We start from the raw sequence: 2257 nt of genomic DNA on the forward strand, positions 1-2257 counted from the left end.
AACAATCGCAGGCACAGCGACGGCTATTTCATTGCGGCTGCGCCTTCATTACAAAGCCGCGCGTGCTGCGGGCGTTATGTGTAATCAGCTATGAAACTAGCCTTATTTTCTGTCGTGACCATATCGCTCTATTTAGGGCTGTTCTGGTATACGTGTCGTGGGAACACGAATACAAGGCATATGGGGGCCTTTGTGAGCTCGACAATTGTCGTGTTTGCGATCTTGTCAGCTGTGATGTACCTGAGCCTATTTTGGTGCCTGTTTGTCGCGGTTCTGATCTTGGTCATAGGCATCTATATCGGTGGCCGTGAGGCCTTCGTTTTAAGGAAAGAAATTAACAATGGTGTGCTTGGTGGGTTTTGGCTTTTGGTTCCGATCTATGTTTATCTCGCAACAAACACATAACCAGTCACTGCACGGGACCACTTCTCCGCCGCTCCGCGGCTACAAACTGGCCCGTGAGTTTGGGCGTTATGGCCCGAAAGGAAAGTCATGAGAAAATTTCTAGCATCGTTGTTAAGCATTGCTTCGGTAACAGCTAGTGCTGCTGGTTTGCAAATTATCAAAGTTGATGAGCAGCATATCCAAATGGGTCTAGCGGAAGGCCAAGTGGGCGAGTACTACGAGATTAAGCCTGCGATAGAAATTGTGTTAGATGCATCTGGTTATCATTTTCCACCTGTGCCAGGGCAAGACTCAAATGAACCAAACGCGATTCAGCTCATAATCGATAATGAGCACCAATTTACTGCGTATTGGGAGCCTGGCGTAACCAATTACACGCTTAATAACTCCACGTTAGCGCCACGGTTTAATGACTTTTCTGGCTTCAACGCCGGCGACCAATTTGTAATTGCCATAGGCGTTTTAGTCACGGACCACGAGAAAGAAGAGCAAGTTTTTAAAGTGCAATGGGCTGGCATGGGCAGCGTCCAGCCATAACAAGTCGCTCTTGTCGGACAATTTCTCCACTGCTTCGCAGCTACAAAATTGCCGCAAAGCTCTACGTTAGGCCCTTAGAGGATTCGGAAATTTGAGTATGATCGGAACATGGATATCGGTTATCGGATCTATAGCATCAATTGGTGGTGCTATATGGGCTTTTGTTGAAGCTCGCAAGTCCTCAAGGGCGGCTACCAAAGCCGAAAGAGTAAGGGACGAAATTGTTAGTCGTAGAAAGCTAATTGAAGTGTCCCAAGTTCATGCTGAGACCACCAGGATTCTGAAAATAGTTTCAACAGTCGGCCCTGCTTGTAATCCATCCCTCCTTAGGGGGATAAATTGTGGTTCAATCGCAAAGGACGTTGAAGAATATTCACGATATATAAATGAGCATAGCTCTCACTTTAATAACTTTTTCGAAAATAAAGCCAAAGAGCTTTGTCAAGATCTGCATCCCGATATAGAGGCCCTTTCCGAGGCTAAGTCTTTTGATGATAAAAAAGCGGCTGGAAAAAGTATTTACTACAAAATCGACAGCTTTATGCCATTTGTTAAAGAACTATCTGATGAACGAAAAGAAAACGTCTCAATAAGCTAAAGGATTTACCAAATGAAGATTACAGACGGCGAAAAATTGATCCTGTTAATGCTTAGCGAGATTTACGACAAGCTCGGCGTTGACGGTGAAGTAGAGCCTGACTTTATCCGGTCAGCTATTTTCTCTGACAATACTTGGAGTATTCCTTGGAAATACGTGGGCATACCGTTCGAGGAGCAAGATACTCCTGAGGTTGTGAAAGAAGTTCTTGATGTGCTCGATATGTGGAGCATGATTGAAAGAAACTACAAAAACCTATCCAAAGAAGAGAAAGAATGGGTTGAAAAGGAAGCAGCACCATTCGGCAAAAATCCAAAATTCCTTGGCTTTGATGGGAATAATGAATCTGAATATATGGGAACAGCGTCATTTTTAGTTAACGACTTGGATCGTTTTGAGGAATTTAAGGGGAGGAACTTTAATTCCCACTGCCCATCGATCGACTCATATCGGCGTATGCTGGCAGTATTTAAACCAGTTTTGAAGAGCCTAAATTTCCAACCCCTCTCTCCGCAGAATATAGTGGATATTCTCAAAGAAATGGTGCATCCAGATAATAGGTGAAGGCCTAACAATCCAAGGCAGTGGGACATATTTTTGCTTCGCTGCGCTCAAAACGCAAAAATATGCCCCTGCTTGGGGGCGTTAGCACTCTATGAAATACATCGACAGTAGAAGCCATATTGGCTATGGAATGTACAAAAATGTATCTGAACT

General features: G+C 44.2%; 3 protein-coding genes. All 3 read left to right on the forward strand.

Translation table 11 applies throughout. From position 1 onward, the window contains the following. The first annotated feature begins 492 nt into the window (after window positions 1-492). The 3 genes from FZF01_RS19260 to FZF01_RS19270 all read left to right on the forward strand — a co-directional run bounded on the left by FZF01_RS19260 (window position 493) and on the right by FZF01_RS19270 (window position 2104). Complete coding sequence (locus FZF01_RS19260; RefSeq protein ID WP_150279452.1) at window positions 493-942, forward strand: hypothetical protein; 450 nt, start codon at window positions 493-495, stop codon at window positions 940-942. Window positions 943-1033: 91 nt separating this feature from the next. Beyond that, complete coding sequence (locus FZF01_RS19265; protein WP_150279453.1) at window positions 1034-1540, forward strand: hypothetical protein; 507 nt, start codon at window positions 1034-1036, stop codon at window positions 1538-1540. A gap of 12 nt (window positions 1541-1552) precedes the next feature. Further along, the gene (locus FZF01_RS19270) at window positions 1553-2104 is read left to right on the forward strand and encodes a YfbU family protein (protein ID WP_150279454.1); all 552 of its coding nucleotides are present in this window, start codon (window positions 1553-1555) and stop codon (window positions 2102-2104) included. Window positions 2105-2257: the final 153 nt, after the last annotated feature.

The sequence above is a fragment of the Halopseudomonas salina genome, from assembly GCF_008641105.1.

What these genes read in the sequence shown, in the direction of transcription:
- FZF01_RS19270 (WP_150279454.1), top strand. Translation starts at nt 1,553, where the DNA reads ATGAAGATTACAGACGGCGAAAAATTGATCCTGTTAATGCTTAGCGAG.
- FZF01_RS19260 (WP_150279452.1), top strand. Translation starts at nt 493, where the DNA reads ATGAGAAAATTTCTAGCATCGTTGTTAAGCATTGCTTCGGTAACAGCT.